Source organism: Pseudomonas sp. CCI4.2, assembly GCF_034350045.1.
In the GTDB taxonomy this organism is placed as follows: Bacteria; Pseudomonadota; Gammaproteobacteria; order Pseudomonadales; family Pseudomonadaceae; genus Aquipseudomonas.
Genome location: NZ_CP133781.1, coordinates 3,636,697 through 3,650,769 on the forward strand (window position 1 = coordinate 3,636,697; position 14,073 = coordinate 3,650,769).

Sequence of the window (14,073 nt, forward strand, 5' to 3'; positions counted from 1 at the left end):
GTTAAAAGGATGTTGCTAAAGTAAGGGGGTAAACCGGTCCTTTATCCGTTCATTGCGCGGGTTATGACTTGGCCGGCTCGGGTGCCCAAATGCGTGCCGTGAAGCCAACTAACTTCACCGTTCACAATGACCACTTCTATGCCTTTGGCGGGGGCGGTCGAGTTCTCGTAGTCGGCCGCGTCGCGTACCGTCAACGGATCGAAAATCACGATGTCGGCGTAGTTGCCGATCACCAGCGTCCCTCGTTGGGGGAGGTTGAAGTTGCGCGCCGTCAGCCCGGTCATCTTCCATACGGCGGTCTCCAGGGGAAACAGCTTCAGGTCTCGGCTGTAATGGCCTAGGACTCTAGGGAACGTGCCCCAAAGGCGGGGATGAGGCTTTTCACCCGAGGGGATACCGTCAGAGCCAATCATGGTTTCGTCGAACGCCAAGATGTTTTGCACGTCGGCTTCGTCCATACCGAAATAAATCGCACTGGCCGGTTGTAAACGTCTTGCGGCGTCTACCTTGTCGATGGCCCATTCGGCCGCGATGTCATCCAGGTCGCGTCCGGCTTGTTCGGGATGGGGCTCGCTGGATGAAATCAATATGCGGCCTTGTAAGCGATTGGGATCGGTATGCAGCATGGTTGAGCTGGCGTTATAGGGGTAACAGTCCAGCGAAATACATTGGCATTTCATGGCTTTTTGAATGATCGGCAAGGTGATGGCCGACTTGCCGAAGTTCTGTGGGCGCATGAGTTTGTGGTGCGATATGACCACCGGACTGTTCAGCTCTCTACCGATAAAGAAAGTTTCTTCAAGCGAGGTCAAGGTGTTGTCCGCCTCGTCACGCATGTGGGTGACGTACAAGGCGCCGCTGCCTTTGAGTGGCTGACAGACATCAATGATTTCTTGAGTCGGGGCGTGGGCGGCGGGTGGGTAATAGGTGCCGGTGGAAATACCGATAGCACCGGCGGCCAGTGCCTCGTCGAGCAACCGCGACATGGCGATAATTTCAGCAGGGTCTGCTGCTCGCTCTAATGAACTCATGGTCATTACGCGCAGTGTCGAATGGCCCACCATCGCCGCGACATTGACCGCCGACGGCGACTGGCGCAACGCATCCAAATAGTCTTTGAAGGTGGAGAAACGCGGGTTCTGCGTGTCCTCCAGCAGATTAAGCGGGGAGGGTAGGTCGCTGTCGGGGCGTAATGGCGCAATGCTGATGCCGCAGTTTCCCGTGACTACCGTGGTGACACCCTGTGAAATCTTGAAGGTCATGTCCGGTTTGGACAGCACAGCTTGGTCGTCGTGGGTGTGGGAGTCGATGAATCCCGGCGCCACGACCTTGCCGTGGGCGTTGATACGTTGAGCGGCATCGCAAGCGGATAAATCGCCAATCGCACCGATTTTCCCTTCGCGGATGCCCACATCGGCCATGAAACGCGGGGCCTTACTGCCGTCTATGACCGTGCCCCCTTCAATGATGATGTCGAACGCCAAGTGGTTATGCATGTGCTGGTCCTTGTTGTTGGAGGGGTGGAACAGGGTTTCGCCAGGTTAATGACAGGAGGAATGCCGCCAGTGCAGCGCCGACGAGAAACCAGAACGCTGAAAGGTAAGAGCCGCCGAACGCGACAATCAAAGAGCCCATGACGACGGGTGCCACAGCCCCGGCTATTTGTCCGCCGAAGTTCATCAGTCCCGTTGCACTGCCGATCAGATTTGACCGAAAGCGTTTGAGCGGAACTGAAAAAACCGTGGCGTAAATGAAATTGAAGGACAACAGACACAAGGTCCAATACACCACCAGCAAGGTGATTGAGGTGGTGGTAATCATCAATGACAGGAACGCGGCGCAGCCTAGGGAACCGCCCATCAAGAAATGCTTTTCGCGGTCCTGACCGACCTTGTCCAACAGCCAGCCCACCCCGTTAGTGCCCAGAAACGCGATGAGGTAGGGAATCGCCGAGGCCAAACCGATGTGCAGCAGATCAACCTGATAGTGCTTCATCAGGTAGGACGGCATCCAAGAGATCATCCCGATGTACAAGATGCTGGAGCAGAACCAAATAGCCGTGAGTTTCAGGGCTGCGGGGTCTCGAATCAGCGCGCCTAACTGATTACTCTCACGCGGCTCTGTGCGAACTCTTTGTTGGGCTATACCGCTTCTAAGCGCATACCAAAGGACCGCTGAAACCAACAGTCCAACCACCGCCAGAATGTGAAAAGCGCCGCGCCAGCCGAGATACACCACAGTCAACGCCACCAAGCCTGAACCGACAGCGTTGCCCAGGAAAACCGTGGAAATCAGGAACGCCTTGGCTCGGGCGCGCTCTTGCTTGGGGAACACTTCGGCCACTGTCACCGAGCTTGCGGGCGAGAAACAGCCTTCGCCCACGCCAAACAGAAAACGGATGACCAACAGGGAGGTGAACGACCACGCGACGCTGGTCAGTGCCGTGAAAATAGACCAGGCGACGACACACGCCACCACCACAACTCGCGACCCATAGCGGTCGGACATCAAACCACCCAACAGCTGCATGATTGCGTAGCTGACATAAAAGGCGCTCAACACCATCCCTGCCTGCTGTGCATCGAGAGCGAACTCCTTGCCGATGGGGATGATCGCCGTACTCATCACGATCCGGTCCGCATAACCCACTGCCCACGCCAGAAACAGTGCGGATAGACAGATTGTCTTCTGGGCTCTACTTCGTGTTTGCGCGACGCTTGTCATTGACGGTTCTCTCTTTTTAAACGTTATTGTTGAGAGGCAGTAATCTAAAAAACGATGGGCAGAGCCCATTACAGACTCAAGGTCTAACGGCGATCACGGTAATTTCGACGAGCACCGTCGGACGTGCCAACTCGGCCTGCAATGCCGTGCGCGCGGGTGCTTTTCCAGGCGAAAGCCAAGCTGACCACACGCGGTTCATGGCGTCGAAATCACGTTCTATGTTTTTGAGGTAGAGAGTGGCGCTCAGTATCGAGTCTTTATGTGCGCCGGTTTCGAGTAGCAATGCGTCGATTTTTTCCAGCACTTGTCGGGTTTGGGATTCGATGTCGGTTGCGTCCCCCGGCACTTGGCCTGAGAGGAAAATCAGCGAGTCAAACAGGACGGCTGCGCTCAGTCGTTCATTGGTGTGCAAGCGCTCGATAGTCATAAGTGTTCCTTAAAAAATAGCGTCAGTTCAGGCTGCTCGAGGAGCGAACCCCTGTAGGTTTATCGTCGGAATTCGGCCGGCGATCTCTTGGGACAGCAGGTCGGCGCTGGCGCACGCCAAGGTAAACCCCAGCGCGCCGTGCCCGCCGTTAATCCATAAGTTTTGGTAAGGCGTCGCGCCAATGATTGGAACGCCGGTGGGAGTTGCCGGCCTCATGCCTGCCCACTCGACGGCGTTTTGATAATCGCCACCGTTGGGGAACAGCGCTTGCGCGGCTTCACGCATTGAAGTGATGCGACGCTGGTCGATTGACGTATCAAAGCCCACGATGTCGACCATGGCGGCTATTCGCAGTTGCTCGCCCAGGCGTGCATACACCACCTTGCGGTCGTAGTCGGTGATGCTGATGTCTGGGGGGAGATGACCGGCTTCAATCGGCACGGTCAGGCTGTAGCCCTTCAGCGGGTAGATCGGCAGGTGCAGGCCGGGAAGTGTCAATGACACGCTCCGGTAGCCTGCGCAAAGCACCAGATGATCGACCGCATAAACGTCGCCGCCCAGCTCCACGGACTGCACGACGCCATTGGACTGGTTAATTCGGGTGACCGGGCGGCCGAGCATGAAATTGCAGCGTCCGGATGCACGTAGCCTGGAAGCCAAAGAAAGACAAAAACGGTGGCAATCGCCGACTTCTTCGTCCGGGGTGAAGATGGCGCCCACAAACGAGGACCCCGCCAACGTTGGCTCGACAGTCACCAGTTCTGTGGCGCCGAGGACCTGTTGCGTTTTCGGGTCGCAAAGGTAACTCCGACTTCGATTGAAGCTTGAGGCGGAGCGGAAGGTGACCAGTTTGCCGTTACGCCGCCAGCCGAAATCGTCCAACCTGTCGCTTTCGCGCCACTTTTCGAGGGTGTCGCGGCTGTGCATTGCCAAGCGTAAAAGCTTTTCAGCATTGCGCCGGTTAACCGAACCCCGGCAAGCCCAGAGGAAGGCGCTAATCCAACGCCATTGGCGAATATCCAATGTTGGCCGGAGCTTAAGCGGGGAGTCGCCCCGTAACATCCATGCCAACGCTTGAACCGGAACACCGGCATCGGCAAGCGGCGACACGTAGCGGTAGGACAATTGTCCGCCGTTGGCAAAACTGGCCTGACTGGCCAGCTCCGCATGGGCATCAATCAGGTCTACCTCAAATCCTTCGCGCACAAGGGCGTAGGCTGTTGTCAGACCGATTACTCCAGCGCCGATGATGCTTACACGTCGAGCCATTTTTTAACGATCCTGATGTGTTGAAACTGTCGTTAAAGTAATGGGGATGACAGCGCAGCGATAATGAATAAAGATCGGTCGGGTATAGACAAAGGTTATGGGCTGGTTATGCGACTTAGACACATTGAAATTTTCCAAGCCATTCGCCAGGCCGGCTCCATCAGTGGCGCTGCACAGCTGTTGCATGTCAGCCAGCCTTCGGTCACCAAAGTGCTTCAGCACGCCGAAGCACAGTTGGGGTTTGCGCTGTTCCAGCGGATCAAAGGCAAACTGGTCATCACCCCCGAAGCCTTGGCGCTGGAGCGTGAGGTAAGCAAGGTCACGGTCAGTCTTGACGGCGTGAGGCGATTGGCCGAGAGCTTGCGTCGCGAGCCTGGGCAGACATTGCGCATCGGTGCGACACCGACCTTGGCCTCTTCACTGCTGCCCGCACTGATAGGGGAGTGGTGTCGTCGTTTTCCTGATACGTCGTGTGAACTGGCCAGCCTGCACAGCCATGAGCTGGTGCAAAATTTATTCATGCGCGAGATCGATGTTGCGCTGACATTCCAGCACCCGGAACATCCAGGGCTCGAAGTTCGCCCCGTGGCCCAGAGCTTTTTGGTGGTTTTAGCCCCAAAGGACTACTGGCCATCGCCTGAAATCGACCGTCCATTGATGATTGACGCGCTGGCCGATGCCCCCCTGATCGGGCTGTCGCACACAGACCCGTTGTTCGCCCAGTTGGACCTGTACCTCGCCGGCATCAACCCACCCCCGCGCACCGCCATCAGGGTTCAGACCTACTCCCTGGCGCGTGCGTTGGTAGAGTCTGGCGCGGGATTGGCAATCGTCGACCCATTTACCGCGTTGGAAGGCTCTCCAGAGCGTAAAACCATTCGCAAGCTGGTACCGCCCTTGCCAGTAACCTTGTACATGATGACCAGGGCCAATGAGCCAAATCCCCATATCCTCGAGAGTTTGAACACCCTGTTGAAACAACAGGTGCTCCAACTATTGGCGACGATAAAACAATGAGCCCACGATAAATGCCGTTAGTGCTAGAGAGACAGATCAGCTCTCAGCGGCAATGATTGGCTCAAGACTGGATTCAGCCGCCAATTTCAATCGGTCAGCTTTACTGACGTAGGTAGACCGATTTGACGGTGCCAATTTGGAACTGGCCTTTTTAGCTTTGGCCTTGAATAACTGCTGTAGTTTTTTTTGACGATTCATAGTGTTCTGCTCAGCGTGTAAGTGCTTGAAGGGTATCAGCTTAACTATTGCCCCGATGCTTGTCAGGCTCCGACGCGCGCTCGGATAGCCGCTCGGCACCGTTCAACAAGCCAGCAGTTCGGTTATCCACCGGGCCTGTTGGGCGACGTCCTGCACCTTGTCTTCGGACAAAGCCTGCCGCGCCTTGGCAAAGTGGATCAAGGTCTTCTGCTTCTGACGCAGTATGCGCTGCCACTTGAGCAAAAACGCCGGGCTACGCGTCTGCATCTGCAGCGGGCCGAAGTACAACTCCTCGGCGGTATACATCACCGGACCGGCGCGTTCAGCCACGATAATTTCATAGTCGAAGCGGTTTTCCCGCAGCACTTCCTCGCAGAGAATTTGGTAGCCATTGTCCATCAGCCATTGGCGCAAAGGCTGCTCACCGCCGTTGGGCTGCAGAATCAGCCGCTCTTGGCCGCTCAAGCGCGCCTTGCCGCTGTCAAGAATGTCGCGAATCGTCTCGCCGCCCATGCCGCACATACTGATCGCCGTGATCCCGTCTTCCGGCTCAATCGCCTCCAGGCCACTGGCCAACCGCACGGTGATCCGCTGCTCCAGATCACTCTCGCGCACCGTGCGTTCGGCCGAGCGGAACGGCGTCAACGCCACCTCACCGGCCACCGCCGTCGAGATCGCGCCACGGCGCATTAACGCCACCGGCAAATAGCCGTGATCCGAGCCAATATCCGCCAGCCGTGCACCCGCTGGCACATTCGCCGCCACACGCTCCAGGCGCATGGACAAAGTGTGTTCGTTCAACTGCGGTCCTTTTTTTCGACTTCCAGTGCGGCCCTCAAACCTGCCGTTGCGCTGGTGAGTGGGGGTGGGCCAGCGGTCACAAGCGAAGCGGCCCCACTCATTGATGCTTGTGCCAGTGCAACTACTGACGCGCCGTCGATATAGGCAGCGTCTGCCGCTTTCGCAATGGCCGCTAAGTATCCCCCAAGGTCGCCAGACTTGAACAATGCCCAAGCGCCGGAAACAAGCTGCACCTCGACCAATGCGTTTGATCCCTGCGCAGCATGAAGGAACAGACGAGAGGTGGGGTCGAGTGTGGTTTCGACCGCGCACAAGACTACGATTTTGCCACCCGCAGAACCGGCATGAACGGCAGCCGAGGCCAGCGCTTCATCGACTCTCAAAATCGGCGACTGAGCATTTACAATGCCTTCGATAGCGGGGCCCAAGGTCGAACAGGTAAGCACAACGGCGTCAGCGTGCTGAGCGAGTGAAAACAGCACTAGTTGCGTTGCATTCGATAGGTCAGCCGTCAGTCCACCGGCACGCTCGGCCGCAGCCAAGAGGTCCGCTCGAACTTCATGCCGCAAAACATCGGGCCCGATACCCAGCTCCTTTGCGGCCAAGTCAAAGACCGCTATGTTGCTCTCAGCCGTGTGTAGGCAGGTGATACGCATCACTCAATCTCTTTCTCTCAGGTTTTATGAATGCTGTTGTCAGGTCGCATTTCACCCTAACAGTTTCCTGGACCCCACAGGGTATCGGAGACCATTCAACCCGCCGGCTTGGATTACACTGCGGATGGAGTTCACGGCGATATTTTTGAAACGCCCTAAGCCACCGACAGGTACAGCGTGAGTAAAACTAACCTCCTTTCCCCAATCATCGTGTGTGCAATGCTCTTGGCAGGTGCAAGCACTGCGAGCGCCGGTGCTGTCTATAAATGCACGAATCCAGACGGCAAAAGCATTTTTCAGCAGACACCGTGTAGCGTTGACTCGCTCAATGCATCAACGTCATATACGTCTCAACGGCAAGAAGCCGTCCTCCAAGCCGCAGCGGCTGACTACGCTAAGCGGATTAAAGAGGTGGAAGTATTGATGGAGAATGACGAGAAATTGAATGAGGTGTTGGAGCGGAAACGGTAGAGAGGTTTGTGGTAGGCGGGTATTAGGGGGTGGTGGGCTTTTGGGCGATTGTGGGTTGGTGGTGGTTGAAATCGACCCGAAGATGACGGTGGTGACGGGCAGAGATCGGCCAGGAGCGGTCATTTCGCATCGCTCTGATATGCTTCATCTCCGGTCAATAAATCCGCTGTATCCTTTAGCCTGCCACTGTGCGGGCTGAGTCCGTAGGAGAGGGACGCTTTTGCTCCTCAAGGGCAAGCCGGAGAATGGATGAAAGCTGATATCAGCGATGCTCCCGAACGAGTCATCGGAAGACGTCACAAAAGTAGCGTTTTCTACATAGTCCTCAGTCTGGCGATTGGAAGCATAGCCACGATAGCTGCACTGCAGTTTATAAGCCGAGCCCCTAGCATCAACTCAGCATACAAAAGGTCGATGAGTTCAACCGGGGGAAAAGAGGGGCTGATTAGCGCAAGTGAGATACCGCCGCGGCAAGATCTCGACTCCTCGCGGCCTCAAGCATCATCGAACATACTTCTGCCAGCCAACACGACTCGGCAAACCGTCTTTAACGATCAGAACTTCATTTCCAAAGGTGCTGACAACGTAGTTACCCTTCGCGTTGGCGATGATGCTTTCCCACGGAAAGAGTTCTCAAAGAAAGTAAAGCTAACCATCGTCAGGCAATCGCCCAGTATGAAAGAGCGTGCGTGCTGGCCCTATAAGCAGGGAAGTATCGAATCCCGAAACTGTCACGCTTTGATCGGCCTCAAGCATCGAGACTAGGCTTGAGCTAGTCACAGCAAAACCATGGTCACCACCTATGTGGCGAGTACGCATATACGCATAAGAGAAAGACATGCGCCTTACCGGCCATTACCGGCTGGGAGTCACTTAGCGATGCTGGCGGTAACGGGCACAAATCGGCCAAAACCTGGCGGTCGGAATGCCCACCAAGTTACCCGACAACAGCCGTTGAAGACTTGATTTGAAGGCTGGCGACAGTGCGTGAAAGTTCGATCCCGGCGTCAACTCGGTTCGGCTAACGCCATCCGTTTGCGCCAATTTATCCAGCCGATCACACATGACCATGTCGCCACAACGAGCGGTGGCATAGCGTGCCCCTATTCGCCGTGGATGATGACGGTCGCGAGGGCGGCAAACATGACAGTGCAGCCCAGAGCCGAGCCTAACAGGCGACTCGGGGCCCGGAAAAGCAAAATAGCAGCAGCGAGTTCCAGGGATCCGGTCACATAATGGAACCAGCAGAGTACCCCCATTTAAGGTATTCCTCGTAGATAGATCCCAGGGCGAAGATGTTGCTAAGCAAACCCACCACGAAGAAAGCGGCGAGAGCCAAGGGTAAGACTTGGCGCCAAGAGATTTTAGACATTTGTCCGACCTTAGATGATGAGTTTGAAAGAATACGTTCCGAAAGCCGTATCCGTCCGCAGACCCGCGGACCTACGCTGTAGCGGCCTTATGGGTCGCCGCGAAGACGTCGCGGGCGGACGTTGTGCCAGGGACATGCTCCGAACCCTCCACCCCTAGGTCCATCCAGCCTGAGTTGCCAGGATTGATCTGGACCGCCTGCTAATCACCGATCACCGATCACGACCTGACCGCAGCCTTTCTGAATGATGAACAGTGCCACCAAGAGTGACTGTGACCTTTGACGGTGTCGCCGGGCTTGAGCCATTGCATTGAAACCACCATGGCCGGGATCAGTTCACAGCCATCCAACCTTTGCTCGGAAGCAAGCGCCACGATGTCGACACCACAGTCTCCATCAATTGATCACGTGTCTGGCCCATGGCTGTGGCATTCCATACCCGTGCAGGGGTTGGGCTCTGTTTGAGGCTTTCGCGAAAATGCTGGTAGTTGAAAAACGCGCCTTGAATAGCGATCACAGAGTTCCTCTTGAGTCATACCGAAAAATAATGATCGTGCGTTAAACCACCGCCGCAATCAGGTCTATTTCGACGGGCGCGTTCTTAGGCAGCTGATAAACGCCCACCGAAGTGCGGGTATGAAGACCAGCCTCTCCCAGTACGCTGTGTAAGATGTGTGATGCGCCGTTAGCTACCTCACTCTGTTGGGTGAAGCCGTCGGCTGAATTGACGAAAACGGTCATTCGCAATATGGCCTCGATGCCGTCCAGCGACCCGATTTTTTGCCGTATCAGCGCAAGGCAGCGCAGCGCGCTGATTTGGGCGGCGTGCTGCGCTTCAGCAAGGCTGACCTGCGCGCCCACTCGGCCAGGATAAACCACCTGTTCGTCTACACGAGGCACCTGCCCACTGATGTAGAGGTGACTCCCGTGTTGTACGGCCGGGGCATAGTCCCCGCCCAATTTCAGACCGGAGTTAAATGAACAGCCCAGTTGCTTAAGAGCTGCTGCAAATCGTTGTTCACGGGACATGTTTATCTCCTTCATCAAGCCTCCCTCGCAAGAAACTGCTGGCCAATACTTATGTTGGCCTGGACGCTTTCCGCCAATTGCAGAAGCTGCGTCTGCAAGCGCTTGGCGTCGGTATCAAACACGATGACATGGCCGATGAAGCCCATGTTGTCGACCACCACGGTAGAAACGCTGTCACCCGGCTCTTTGGTGTAGGCCGAATCTATAATTTCGATATCCAACGCATGTGCCAAGTGGGCGATGTTCGGCAAGGAAATCAGCACACCATCTTCGGTCGCGCTGAGCAGCCTTATTCCGCAGTAGCCCCGGGCAATCAGTGGTCGATGATCCCGATAGCCTTCCACTGCCCATCGGACCCAGGTCTGCCAAGGGTCAAAGTCAGTGAAGGCATGTCGTGCCAGATCCCAGATATGCATTCCAGCAGGTCGCATATTTGTTTCCACTGCACTAGTACGACGGTCGTCTTTGAAGAAAATCTCGTTGTGGTAGGCACCGTTGCATGGAGCGACTATGCAACGGATATGCTCGCCTGCCACCTCGACACGCTGGGCATCACTGCGCGCAAGGGGGGCCGGTACTATCTGTTGAATCTCTGCCCGATACGCGCCTTCAGTGGTGGTTTTTTCGGTGATCCAGCTGCGTCCCGCAACATAGTCCCAGCTGTACTCGCGAGCATCGGTTACTAAAGTTTCTACGATAATCCCACTGGCGTGATAGGGCTCAAGAGCGTTCCAGGCGCTAGCGCACCGCTCTACCCTTTCGATCACCTGGCAACCGCGGCTTGCGCCTTCGCAAGTCGGTTTTATAAAAGCGCGCCCGCCCATCCCTTTTACGCGCTGAATCAGATTTTCTAGGTTATCTACGGGATAGGAAAGCACCGAATCATAGGTAGCAGGTGCCTCAGCATGGCTAATTTCGAGACTTCTGAGAACCTGCTTGTCGAGCCCGGCCCGCGCTTCAGCCGGTGTGATGCCGGGGAGGCTAAAGAGGGTTGCAAGCGCCGCACCCAGCAAGACGCCTCGGTCAGAGAACGGCAATACGCCGATGATCTGAGGGCCATCGGACAGATGTTCCTGCATTTGCTTAACGGCGCTATCCAGCTCCGAGGGCGCGAATGATATCTGCACAACTTGGTCAGCCACCAGATGATCGCGGTGGCTCAGGGTTTCAACCAGCAGGATCAACTGGGCGTCATAGCGCGCTGAGGCAATGCTGCGCAGTTTTGCAATGTCCATGACTCGGCTGCCGTTGTAGCCCACCACGATGATGCTTTTGAGTTTGTTCATGAGTGCTCCGTGCCTCGCAGCAAGAATGGACGCTGGCCTATTGAGCCATGGCTGCCGAGTGTTTGCGGTTCATCAGGTACCAAGTCACTATTCCAACGATGCCCAGACAGCCTAGAAACAGAGCGTTGTAGGACGGAGGCACTACACGCATCACTAGCACGGTCAGTCCAGCGCCGACGCCTAGGGCGACTTCCTTAGCGAACATGCCGTTTTGCTTGACTGAGAAATAGTCCAGGTAGCTGAATGCACACTCAGCCAAGGACAGCAACGCTACCCATACCAGAGCCCCTACAAGGGTTTGCACATGGAAAGCTGCGGGTATTGCCAGTACCACGAACCCCGCGGCAATGATGCCGATTACGGTAAATATCTTGAGGCTTCCGGTTTTTTCGATCAGACGCATGATGGGCACTTGCATGAAAACCACCACTGCGCTGTTGAGGATCAACATTCCCCCGTACCAGTAGGGCAATGCGCCCGACTCAAGCAGGATGGCCTGAGGCAGAATCGAAAAAACCCCGAATAGCTTGATACCCATGATGGTACCGGCAATCACCCATGGCAGCTGATTACGCCACTGCGCAGAGGCTGACGATTTGGGTATGGAAGGTAATGCCTCGTGCTTAACGCCCATGGCAATGGGCAGGCAGAGCAATACGAACAATGCGGCGCCCGTGAAAAAGACAGTCGGCGTCAACTCGGGTGTCAGCAGGATAAGTCCCGCGATCAGGCTTCCCGTGTTCATCGCGACACGGTTGTACGCGGCGCCTTCCTTGGTTTGTGCGGCCTCGCTTTTAATGAGGTAACCAGCAATGGCGATGCCATAAGCGAAGAGCATCGCGGCAAGCATGCCCAAGGTGGCCTGCTTACTCAGCGCCAGCAATGCCAAGCCCGCTGCCGCGCACAATAAGCTTGCACTGAGTGCCTTGCGGCCGAAAAACAGCAGGGTCAGCGGCAATAGTAATAACAGTGCCCGGTAGCCCAGTGCCAGAATGCTGTTGGTGGCGGTGTCCAGCCAAACGTTGGCTTTACCCAGCACGGCGAACAACGACACGGCCGTGATGATCCGGATCAAGAACAGGCGGACATTAACAGCAGGTTTTGCGGCCTGGGTGGCAGAAAGGTCAAGGCTCATAGTGGCTCTCTTCTGATTACGTAGCACACCCTAAAGGCGAGCGACATGTGACTGGCGATGCAGTCTTGGCGAAAATAGGATGCTCATGCATAGTAGATAGGCGATGACGGTTTGGTCAGAGCAACCAAGCTTTAAAACCTCTGAACTTTATTGCTGGAGCCACCAGTACAATGCAACGACAGCGTGCGGTCATTGCCGCCATCGAGTTCCAGCCCGGTCAGCCACTGGTACAGCAGATTGCCGACCACTTTACTCAGGTCATCGGCTTGGGCCACTTACAGCCGGGTACGCGGCTGCCGCCCATTCGTGAATTGACCAGTTTACTGAGCGTGGGGAAGTCGACCGTGGTCGATGCGCTGGATCGCCTGCGTGCTGCAGGACTTGTCGCCTCAAGGCAAGGGGCGGGGCACTATGTAACGCGTGATGCACTGGCCACACAAATCCATGTAGCACGGGACCTGTTACCCCAAGACACGCTGAGCGTATTACGCCACGCCTTGCTATTGGACAACGGTTCTCTGCGACCCGGTTGCGGATTTCTGCCCTCTTCGTGGTTACCCACAGACGACCTAATGAAGGCCATGCGGGGCACTCTTCGCGCGACTTCGTTGCGCATGGGAGAATATGGCGCTGCAGCCGGTTATCTGCCGTTGCGCCAGTGGTTGCGGGTCAAGCTCAATACCTTAGGCATCGATGTGCCAGTGGAGCAAATTGTCACCACTGCCAATACCGTGCATGGGATAGACATGTTGCTGCGCATGTTACTGGCGCGCGGCGACCGGGTGCTGGTAGACGACCCTTGTTACTTCAATTTTCGGGCGAACCTGGCCTACCACGGTGCTACCCCAGTGGCCGTGGCCCGCAGTGTCGATGGCGTTGATTTCGACGCCTTAGAACACCTGTTGATCACCCAACGACCCAAGGTGTATCTGACCAACAGCGCCCTGCACAACCCCACCGGCCATTCGTTCTCAGCGGCGCAGGTCTATCGTTTGCTGGAGTTGTGCCATCGTTACGGCGTGCACATCATTGAGGACGATCTGTACTGCGACATCCAGCACAAGCGCACGCCTCGCCTGGCCGCCGCTGGCGGTCTGAAGTCGGTGAGCTACATTTCCGGCTTCTCAAAAACTCTAACGGCTAACAGCCGAGTCAGTTATGCGGTACTCAATGCTGAACTAGCTGGTCGCATGACGTCACTGAAGATGACAAGCGGGGGCGTAACCTCTGAGCTGACCGAACAGATCATTCACCGGATGCTGAGTGAAGGCAGCTATGAGCGTCATACCCGACGTATTGTTGACCGGCTCTGCGAATCGAGCGCTAGGGTGGCCAGTTGGCTGCGCGAATCTGGGTGCGAAGTCGCATCTAAGCAGGGCGAGGGCCTTTTCCTTTGGACCCAGTTGCCTACCGGAGTCGACGCGCAAGCCTTGGCTCGGCAGGGGTTGCAGCACGAATTGGTCTTGGCCCCAGGCGCTTTGCTAAGTACACAGGCCGACGCTTGGCGTTACATGCGTTTCAACGTCGGCCACAGCGACAGCCAAGTGGTTCGCAACAGTTTTTTCCGCCTGTTGGATAGCCAAGCCTGACAACAGTATTACTGTCCGTTTAATAAACACTCAAGCGGGTGGAGCCTAAATTCAGGCAACTTTTCAGCGATCATCTCCGCTGCGGCAGGCATTGACGGG

General features: G+C 56.1%; 14 protein-coding genes. 3 read left to right on the top strand and 11 right to left on the bottom strand.

What is annotated here, in order from left to right:
- Positions 1-41: 41 nt before the first annotated feature.
- Genes RHM65_RS16525 through RHM65_RS16540 form a run of 4 tightly spaced genes read right to left on the bottom strand, consistent with a single transcriptional unit; the run spans position 42 to position 4,420 of the window.
- A complete protein-coding gene (locus RHM65_RS16525) occupies positions 42-1,496 on the bottom strand; it encodes a D-aminoacylase (protein WP_322183815.1) in 1,455 nt (484 codons plus the stop codon).
- The gene (locus tag RHM65_RS16530) at positions 1,489-2,793 is read right to left on the bottom strand and encodes an MFS transporter (RefSeq protein WP_322164899.1); all 1,305 of its coding nucleotides are present in this window, start codon (positions 2,791-2,793) and stop codon (positions 1,489-1,491) included. Before RHM65_RS16530 ends, RHM65_RS16525 begins: the two co-directional genes overlap by 8 nt.
- Positions 2,794-2,800: 7 nt before the next feature.
- Positions 2,801-3,151 carry a RidA family protein gene (locus tag RHM65_RS16535; RefSeq protein WP_322164898.1) on the bottom strand — a complete coding sequence of 117 codons (351 nt, stop codon included), beginning with the start codon at positions 3,149-3,151 and terminating at the stop codon, positions 2,801-2,803.
- Between the two features lie 27 nt (positions 3,152-3,178).
- Positions 3,179-4,420, bottom strand: a complete 1,242-nt coding sequence (locus RHM65_RS16540; RefSeq protein ID WP_322164897.1) for a D-amino acid dehydrogenase — start codon at positions 4,418-4,420, stop codon at positions 3,179-3,181.
- A gap of 108 nt (positions 4,421-4,528) precedes the next feature.
- On the opposite strand from RHM65_RS16540, the gene RHM65_RS16545 reads away from it, so the two are divergent.
- Entirely contained in the window at positions 4,529-5,437 is a 909-nt protein-coding gene (locus RHM65_RS16545; protein WP_322164896.1) for a LysR family transcriptional regulator, read from the top strand.
- Positions 5,438-5,473: 36 nt separating this feature from the next.
- Here the strand turns inward: RHM65_RS16545 and RHM65_RS16550 are convergent, their stop codons facing one another.
- From RHM65_RS16550 to RHM65_RS16560, 3 genes are all read right to left on the bottom strand, one after another.
- Entirely contained in the window at positions 5,474-5,635 is a 162-nt protein-coding gene (locus RHM65_RS16550; protein WP_322164895.1) for a DUF2986 domain-containing protein, read from the bottom strand.
- A gap of 102 nt (positions 5,636-5,737) precedes the next feature.
- Positions 5,738-6,436, bottom strand: a complete 699-nt coding sequence (locus tag RHM65_RS16555; RefSeq protein ID WP_322164894.1) for a tRNA (adenine(22)-N(1))-methyltransferase — start codon at positions 6,434-6,436, stop codon at positions 5,738-5,740.
- Positions 6,433-7,092: an aspartate/glutamate racemase family protein gene (locus tag RHM65_RS16560; RefSeq protein WP_322164893.1), complete on the bottom strand. Its 660-nt coding sequence runs from the start codon at positions 7,090-7,092 to the stop codon at positions 6,433-6,435. The genes RHM65_RS16555 and RHM65_RS16560 overlap by 4 nt, the downstream gene beginning before the upstream one ends.
- Positions 7,093-7,311: 219 nt before the next feature.
- On the opposite strand from RHM65_RS16560, the gene RHM65_RS25415 reads away from it, so the two are divergent.
- Entirely contained in the window at positions 7,312-7,563 is a 252-nt protein-coding gene (locus RHM65_RS25415; protein WP_369124680.1) for a DUF4124 domain-containing protein, read from the top strand.
- Between the two features lie 1,703 nt (positions 7,564-9,266).
- Here the strand turns inward: RHM65_RS25415 and RHM65_RS16565 are convergent.
- Genes RHM65_RS16565 through RHM65_RS16580 form a run of 4 tightly spaced genes read right to left on the bottom strand, consistent with a single transcriptional unit; the run spans position 9,267 to position 12,385 of the window.
- On the bottom strand, positions 9,267-9,452 hold the full coding sequence (locus RHM65_RS16565) for a hypothetical protein (protein ID WP_322164891.1): 186 nt from the start codon (positions 9,450-9,452) through the stop codon (positions 9,267-9,269).
- Between the two features lie 41 nt (positions 9,453-9,493).
- Positions 9,494-9,964, bottom strand: a complete 471-nt coding sequence (locus tag RHM65_RS16570; RefSeq protein ID WP_322164890.1) for a RidA family protein — start codon at positions 9,962-9,964, stop codon at positions 9,494-9,496.
- Positions 9,965-9,978: 14 nt separating this feature from the next.
- On the bottom strand, positions 9,979-11,250 hold the full coding sequence (locus RHM65_RS16575) for a biotin carboxylase (protein ID WP_322183817.1): 1,272 nt from the start codon (positions 11,248-11,250) through the stop codon (positions 9,979-9,981).
- A 37-nt stretch (positions 11,251-11,287) separates the two neighbouring features.
- The gene (locus RHM65_RS16580; protein ID WP_322164888.1) at positions 11,288-12,385 is read right to left on the bottom strand and encodes a hypothetical protein; all 1,098 of its coding nucleotides are present in this window, start codon (positions 12,383-12,385) and stop codon (positions 11,288-11,290) included.
- A gap of 170 nt (positions 12,386-12,555) precedes the next feature.
- On the opposite strand from RHM65_RS16580, the gene RHM65_RS16585 reads away from it, so the two are divergent.
- The gene (locus RHM65_RS16585) at positions 12,556-13,974 is read left to right on the top strand and encodes a PLP-dependent aminotransferase family protein (protein WP_322164887.1); all 1,419 of its coding nucleotides are present in this window, start codon (positions 12,556-12,558) and stop codon (positions 13,972-13,974) included.
- Positions 13,975-14,073: the final 99 nt, after the last annotated feature.

Excerpts from the sequence above, each read along its gene's own strand:
- RHM65_RS16525 (WP_322183815.1), bottom strand. The coding sequence starts at position 1,496 with ATGCATAACCACTTGGCGTTCGACATCATCATTGAAGGGGGCACGGTC.
- RHM65_RS16530 (WP_322164899.1), bottom strand. The coding sequence starts at position 2,793 with ATGGGCTCTGCCCATCGTTTTTTAGATTACTGCCTCTCAACAATAACG.
- RHM65_RS16535 (WP_322164898.1), bottom strand. The coding sequence starts at position 3,151 with ATGACTATCGAGCGCTTGCACACCAATGAACGACTGAGCGCAGCCGTC.
- RHM65_RS16540 (WP_322164897.1), bottom strand. The coding sequence starts at position 4,420 with ATGGCTCGACGTGTAAGCATCATCGGCGCTGGAGTAATCGGTCTGACA.
- RHM65_RS16545 (WP_322164896.1), top strand. The coding sequence starts at position 4,529 with ATGCGACTTAGACACATTGAAATTTTCCAAGCCATTCGCCAGGCCGGC.
- RHM65_RS16550 (WP_322164895.1), bottom strand. The coding sequence starts at position 5,635 with ATGAATCGTCAAAAAAAACTACAGCAGTTATTCAAGGCCAAAGCTAAA.
- RHM65_RS16560 (WP_322164893.1), bottom strand. The coding sequence starts at position 7,092 with ATGCGTATCACCTGCCTACACACGGCTGAGAGCAACATAGCGGTCTTT.
- RHM65_RS25415 (WP_369124680.1), top strand. The coding sequence starts at position 7,312 with ATGCTCTTGGCAGGTGCAAGCACTGCGAGCGCCGGTGCTGTCTATAAA.
- RHM65_RS16570 (WP_322164890.1), bottom strand. The coding sequence starts at position 9,964 with ATGTCCCGTGAACAACGATTTGCAGCAGCTCTTAAGCAACTGGGCTGT.
- RHM65_RS16575 (WP_322183817.1), bottom strand. The coding sequence starts at position 11,250 with ATGAACAAACTCAAAAGCATCATCGTGGTGGGCTACAACGGCAGCCGA.
- RHM65_RS16580 (WP_322164888.1), bottom strand. The coding sequence starts at position 12,385 with ATGAGCCTTGACCTTTCTGCCACCCAGGCCGCAAAACCTGCTGTTAAT.
- RHM65_RS16585 (WP_322164887.1), top strand. The coding sequence starts at position 12,556 with ATGCAACGACAGCGTGCGGTCATTGCCGCCATCGAGTTCCAGCCCGGT.